The sequence below is a fragment of the Methylobacterium goesingense genome (assembly GCF_022179225.1).
Lineage (GTDB): Bacteria > Pseudomonadota > Alphaproteobacteria > Rhizobiales > Beijerinckiaceae > Methylobacterium > Methylobacterium goesingense.
Window position 1 is genome coordinate 46,842 of the sequence record NZ_BPQL01000021.1, and the last position, 6,000, is coordinate 52,841.

At 69.9% G+C, this 6,000-nt stretch carries 5 protein-coding genes; 2 read left to right on the plus strand and 3 right to left on the minus strand.

Annotated features, from left to right (window positions below):
• Positions 1 to 38 precede the first annotated feature (38 nt).
• Positions 39 to 533 carry a Ros/MucR family transcriptional regulator gene (locus MFF30_RS05140; protein ID WP_238277392.1) on the plus strand — a complete coding sequence of 165 codons (495 nt, stop codon included), beginning with the start codon at positions 39 to 41 and terminating at the stop codon, positions 531 to 533.
• A gap of 370 nt (positions 534 to 903) precedes the next feature.
• Complete coding sequence (locus tag MFF30_RS05145) at positions 904 to 1,710, plus strand: restriction endonuclease (RefSeq protein ID WP_238277364.1); 807 nt, start codon at positions 904 to 906, stop codon at positions 1,708 to 1,710.
• Here MFF30_RS05145 and zwf read toward each other — a convergent pair.
• From zwf to MFF30_RS05160, 3 genes are all read right to left on the minus strand, one after another.
• Complete coding sequence (gene zwf / locus MFF30_RS05150) at positions 1,690 to 3,201, minus strand: glucose-6-phosphate dehydrogenase (protein WP_238277366.1); 1,512 nt, start codon at positions 3,199 to 3,201, stop codon at positions 1,690 to 1,692. The two genes, MFF30_RS05145 and zwf, sit on opposite strands and share 21 nt — an antisense overlap.
• 185 nt (positions 3,202 to 3,386) lie before the next feature.
• Positions 3,387 to 4,856: an efflux transporter outer membrane subunit gene (locus tag MFF30_RS05155; RefSeq protein ID WP_238277368.1), complete on the minus strand. Its 1,470-nt coding sequence runs from the start codon at positions 4,854 to 4,856 to the stop codon at positions 3,387 to 3,389.
• Between the two features lie 23 nt (positions 4,857 to 4,879).
• Positions 4,880 to 6,000: efflux RND transporter permease subunit (locus tag MFF30_RS05160; protein WP_238277370.1), on the minus strand; the 1,121-nt coding region annotated here is incomplete at its 5' end.

Below are 6,000 nucleotides of genomic sequence, written 5' to 3' on the forward strand. Positions count from 1 at the left end.
CAGCCGCCATGAATTTCATCGACCATCAGGGGTATAGAATGAATTCAGACAATGAAATCGCTCCGGACTTCATTGAGCTGGCAGCAGACATCGTCGCGGCGTTCGTGAGCAACAACTCGGTTCCGATCGCGGATCTTCCGGCTCTGATCAGCTCGGTCCACGCGACGCTGGGCAAGCTCAATCAGGCGGCGCCGGAGGAAAAGCCGGAGCCGTTGACCCCAGCCGTCTCGGTCAAGCGCTCGATCACGCCGGACTACATCGTCTGCCTGGAGGACGGGAAGAAGTTCAAGTCGCTGAAGCGCCACTTGCGGACGCGCTACGACATGACCCCTGAGCAGTATCGTACGAAGTGGAACCTCGCGAGCGACTACCCCATGGTGGCGCCGAACTACGCCGCCGCGCGTTCGGAACTCGCCAAGAACATGGGTCTCGGTCAGCAGCGCCGTAAGCAGGACAACGGCCCCGCCGCCGACAGCGAGGCGAAGGTGCCGGCACCGCGCGGCCGCCGTCCCAAGGTCGCCGCCCAGGCCTGAGACGCGTCGCCAAGCCGCCCCACGCCGTCATCCGCATGGGGTGCCGCAACGGAGGCCGGAGCTGATCGCTCCGGCCTCCGTTTCCTTTTGTCCACAGCTCATCCGATGCCCGAACCGGGGCGGTCGAAGACTTGGGAATTGCAGCCGGCGGCGGAGCACCACGCTCCGCTCACCTTCGGCGCGCACCGCCGATCCGCCTGGGCGGGCGCGCATCTGGCGATCTTGGTCGACGGTCGGGGGCGAGGGGCGCGCTCCCGGCGGAAACGCGGCGCGTCCCGTTAGAGATCATGCAACGCTCGGATGGCACGGTTCCGAGGAGGACGCCGCCCGCGACGGGCGCGGACGGCGCCTCCGGGGATCGGGCCAACGCATGACGGAGACATCGCGCCTCGTGGCGCGCCTGTTCTGGACGAGCGTGATCGGAGGGTGCCTCGCCTTCTGGTTCGGTCCGCCGGCCGCCGCGGCCACCGGCCTCGCCCTGGCCGCCCTCCTAGCCCACAGGCTCGACCGGCCTCGCCGCATCCGGCGGCTGATCCGCCGGGTGGCCCGGCGGCATGCCCGCACCCTCGCCCTGCGGCGGCGCCAGGAATGCTTCGTCGATGCCTACGGGAACCTGATCGAGGACGGGTGGGAGCGCGAGCGCGCCTATTTCGCCGAGCGCAGCGTAGTGCCGCTGCTCGAAGCCCACGGACAGGGAGAGATCGACGACGCCCTGTGGGAGGACATCCTTGGAATCATTGAGGCGGTGGCGGCCGGCGTGGACCTGCCCGACGAGAGCGAGGCGCCGGAGGATGGAATCGCCTACGAGCGCTATTGCGCCGCGCAGCTGCGCGAGGCCGGCTGGCAGGCGCGGGCGACCCGGGCCAGTGGCGACCAGGGCGCCGATATCGTCGCCGAGCAGGCCGGCGTCCGCCTCGTGGTCCAGTGCAAGCGCTACGCGAAGCCGGTGGGCAACGGGGCCGTCCAGGAGATCGCGGCGGCGATGCCCTATTGGTCGGGCGACATGGCGGCGGTCGTCTCGAATGCCGGCTTCACGCCGGCCGCGCGCAAGCTCGCCGCCGCCGCCGGGGTGCTGCTGCTCCACCACGACGATCTGGCGGCGCTTCGTCCCGTCCGCCGGGTCGAGGCGCGCCGGACGGGGCGTAGCGCCAAGGGATCAGCGCTGGTCGAGCGGTAGCCAGCGATGCCCCTGCCGGGCCAGCAGCGCCTCGGCACCGGCCGGGCCGTCGCTGCCGGCGGCGTAAGCTTCCGGGTCTGCGCCGGCCGAGGCTTTGAGCACGGGATCGACGGCGGCCCAGGCCGCCTCGATGCTGTCGGCTCGCTGGAAGAGGGTCGCGTCGCCGATCATGCAATCGTAAAGCAGGGTTTCGTAGCCGACGCTCGGCGTCTCACGGAAGAAGTCGCCGTATTCGAAGGCGGCGGTAACCGGGCCGAGATCCATGCGTGGCCCCGGCCGCTTGGCGTTCATGGCGATGTCGAGGCCCTGCTCGGGATCGATCCGGAAGCGCAGCATATCCGGCGCCGCGCCGACGCCCGCGAAGGGCGAGGGAACCGGTGCCTTGATGTGGAGGGCGATCTCGGTGACCCGGTCGGTCATTCGCTTGCCGGTACGCAGATAGAATGGAACGCCGCGCCAGCGGTCGTTGTCGATGGCGAGCTTCAGGGCGATGTAGGTCTCGGTACGCGAATCCGTGGCGACGTTCGGCTCGGCGCGGTAGGCGGGCACAGCGTGCCCGTGCTCCGTGCCGGCCGTGTACTGGCCGCGCACGGCATCCGCCGTGGAGACGGGGCGCACGGCCTGGATCAGGCGGGCCTTCGCGTCGCGGACATCCTCGGCGTCGAGGGATTTTGGCGGCTCCATCGCCACCATGCAGAGTAGCTGGAACAGGTGGTTCGGCACCATGTCGCGCAGCGCCCCGGTGGGTTCGTAGAAGGCGCCGCGTGCCTCGACCCCGATGGTCTCGGCGGCCGTGATCTCGACGTAGTCGATGTGGTCGCGGTGCCAGACCGGACCGAGCAGTCCGTTGGCAAAACGGATCGCCAGGATGCTCTGCACCGTCTCCTTGCCGAGGAAGTGGTCGATGCGGAAGAACTGGCTTTCGGCTCCCTGCTTCAGGATGCGCGTGTTCAGTGCGCGCGCGGAGTCGAGGTCGCTGCCGAAGGGCTTCTCGATGACGACGCGACGGAAGGCCCCCGCGCCTTCCTTCAGGAGACCCGCCGCCCCGAGGGCATCGACGATCGGCCCGAAGAAGCGGGCCGAGACCGCGAGGTAGAAGATCACGTTGCCGGACAGGGCCTGAGCGAGGCCCGAGAAGGTCTCGGGGGCGGTGAAGTCGCCCTGCCGGAAGTGCAGGCGCTCGCGGATGAAGCCCCAGGCCTCCGGATCGATGTGATCGGGATGGAACTCCGATGTGCGGTCCGTTGTGAAGGACTGCATCGTGTCCGACAGCGCTTGCCGCCAGCCCTCGTCGGTGTTGGCATTGTGGTCGACGCCGATGATGCGGACTGCGTCGTCGAGCAGGCCGCCGGACGCGAGATTGTAGAGGGCCGGCATCAGGAGGCGCTTCGTCAGGTCGCCGCCGGCCCCGAAGATCACCAGGGTGCAGGGCGGCGCCTTGGCAACGGGCTCGCCCGTCTCGGCGACCTTGGGGGGCGGTGTCTCGTCCATGGCCCACGACCTCCATCGTTGGTTGCGGCGCAGCACGCCCGCGAAATCCGCTCGTCAACCTGCGGCGTCCGGCGTCGTTCCGGCCAAGGTCGTGACAGATCGCGGGAATCGGCTCGGTCCACTCGGCGGGACCGGCGCGGGCGCTATTCGTCCGTGCGGACGGCCTATTCGTCCGTGCGGACGGCTTATTCGTCAGTGCGGGCGGCTTGGCCCGAATCCACCGGCAGGCGGGTCTCCTTCAGTTCGTCGCCGCTCGGCAGGCTGCGCACGTCCCAGCCGCCGCCGAGCGCCCGGATGAGGGACACGGCGGTGGTGAAGCGGTTGAGCCGGATCTGCAGGGCCGTGACCTCGTTGTTGAGGGCCAGCGCCTGGGCCGTGACCACCGTGGTGAAGTTCTGGGTGCCGGCCCGGTACTCGTTCAGGGTGATCTCCACGGCGCGCCGCGCCGAGGCGACGGCTTCGTCCTGGGCCACCTGCTGCCGGGCCAGGATACGCACGCCGGCCAGCCCGTTCTCGACCTCCGCGAAGGCGGTGAGCACGGTCTGGCGGTAATTGGCCACGCTGGCGTCGTAGGCCGCGCGGGTGATGCGCAGCGCCGCCGCGCGGGCGCCGCCGTCGTAGAACACCTCGGAGCCCGCGGCGGCCACCGACCAGACCTGATTGACCGCCGAGAACAGGCCGTTGGCGGGGTTGCCCGAGATGCCGCCGGAGGCCGAGAGGGTCACGGTGGGGTAGAACGCCGCCACCGCGACGCCAATCTGCTCGCTCTGGGATTGGACGTTGCGCTCGGCCTGCGCGACGTCGGGACGGCGCTCCAGAAGCGCGGAGGGAATGCCGACCGGGACGGCGGGCGGGCGCACGGCGAGCGGCGCCACCGGCAGGCTCAACGCAGAGGGCGGCCGCCCGACGAGGAGCGCGATGGCGTGCTCGAAGGTGGCGCGCTGGAGGCCGACGGCGATGGCCTGGGCCTGGGTGGTCTGGAGCAGAGTCTGGGCGGTGATGACGTCCGAGCGCGCGGCGACGCCGGCATTGTACTGGTTCTCGGTGATCGCGAGGCTCTTCTTGTAACCCTCGATGTTCTCGTTGAGCACCCGCTGGAGCGAATCCTGGTACCGCAGGGTCAGGTAGTTGGTCGCCACCTCGGACTGGAGCGTCAGGCGCACCAGGGCGAGGTCGGCGGCGCTGGCCTGCGCGGTGGCGACCTCGCTCTCGATGTTGCGGCGGATGCGGCCGAACAGGTCGAGCTCCCAGCTCGCCTGGCCCTGGAGCGAGACGTTGGTGCGCTCGATCCCGATGGCGCGGGACCGCGAGATGCTGGGTGCCCCCGTGACCGTCGGGAACAGGGCGGCACGGGCCTGGACGACGAAGCCGCGCGCCTGCTCGTAGGCGGCGACCTGGGCGCGCAGGCTCTGGTTGTCGACGTCGACGAGGCGGATCAGCCGGTCGAGGGTGGGATCTCGGAACACCCGCCACCAGTCGCCGCGCTCGGCCCCGTCATTGGGCGCGGCCGGACGCCAGCCCTTGCGGCTCGCCACGTAAGCCGCGCTGTCCTCGCGGGTGCCGCCTTCCTTGAACGCCAGCGGCGTTTCCACGGAGGGGCGGGAATAGTCGGGGCCGACCATGCAGCCGGACACGAGCCCGGGAAGGCTCAGCATCGCGAGAAGTCCGGGGCGCAGCTTCATTCGGCGGGGCTCAACGCGGCGCCCCCGGCCGGCGCCGGTCGGCGGCGCAGCCGGTCGAGGTACAGGTAGACGACGGGGGTGGTGTAGAGGGTCAGGATCTGGCTCACGATCAGGCCGCCGACGATGGCGATGCCGAGGGGCCGCCTTAACTCGGAGCCCTCCCCGCCGGCGAGGATGAGGGGCAGGGCGCCGAGCATCGCGGCGAGCGTTGTCATCATGATCGGGCGGAAGCGCAAGAGGCAGGCCTCGAAGATCGCCTCCTGCGGGGAGGCCCCGCGCGTGCGCTCGGCATCGAGGGCGAAGTCGATCATCATGATCGCGTTCTTCTTGACGATGCCGATGAGCAGGAAGACCGCGATCAGCGCGATCACCGTGAATTCGGTGCCCGAGACGAGGAGCGCCAGCAGGGCGCCAATGCCGGCGGACGGCAGGGTCGATAGGATCGTGACGGGGTGGACGAAGCTCTCGTAGAGGATTCCCAGGATCGTGTAGACGGCCAGGAGTGCGGCCAGGATCAGCAGTGGCTGGCGTGAGGAGGATTCCTGGAAGCTCTTGGCCGAGCCCGCGAACTCGCCGTGGATGGTGGCGGGCAGGCGCAGATCCGTGATCGCCGCCTCAATGGCGGCAGTGGCATCCGACAGGCTCTTGCCCGGCACGAGGTTGAACGAGATCGTGGTGGCGACGAACAGGCCCTGGTGGCTCACCTGGACCGGCGCGTTGCCGGTCTCCAGGCGGGCGAAGGCCGAGAGCGGGATCATCGTCTCCTTGGCGCTCGACACCGGCGCGCTCGACGAGGCCCCGCCCTTGCCCCCCGCGATGGCGTTGGCGGCGGCGTTGCGGGCCGAATCGGTGGCGATTGCGGCCGCGCTGGCATCGGACGTCGCCGCGCCGACCGCACCGGACGTGGTCGCGGGGGCCACGGCCCCCGCCACCGTGCCGGCCACCGCGTTGGTGGTGGCCGAGCCCCGCGCCTTGCCGCCGGACGTCGAGACGTAGAGCATTTTCAGGGTATCGGGACTCTGGAGGTAGCGCGGGGCGATCTCCATCACGACGTGATACTGGTTCAGCGGGTTGTAGATCGTCGAGACTTGGCGCTGGCCGAAGGCGTCGTAGAGGG

Bases quoted from the DNA above. Each gene is read 5' to 3' on its own strand.
- MFF30_RS05140 (WP_238277392.1), top strand. From the start codon at position 39: ATGAATTCAGACAATGAAATCGCTCCGGACTTCATTGAGCTGGCAGCA.
- MFF30_RS05145 (WP_238277364.1), top strand. From the start codon at position 904: ATGACGGAGACATCGCGCCTCGTGGCGCGCCTGTTCTGGACGAGCGTG.
- zwf (WP_238277366.1), bottom strand. From the start codon at position 3,201: ATGGACGAGACACCGCCCCCCAAGGTCGCCGAGACGGGCGAGCCCGTT.
- MFF30_RS05155 (WP_238277368.1), bottom strand. From the start codon at position 4,856: ATGCTGAGCCTTCCCGGGCTCGTGTCCGGCTGCATGGTCGGCCCCGAC.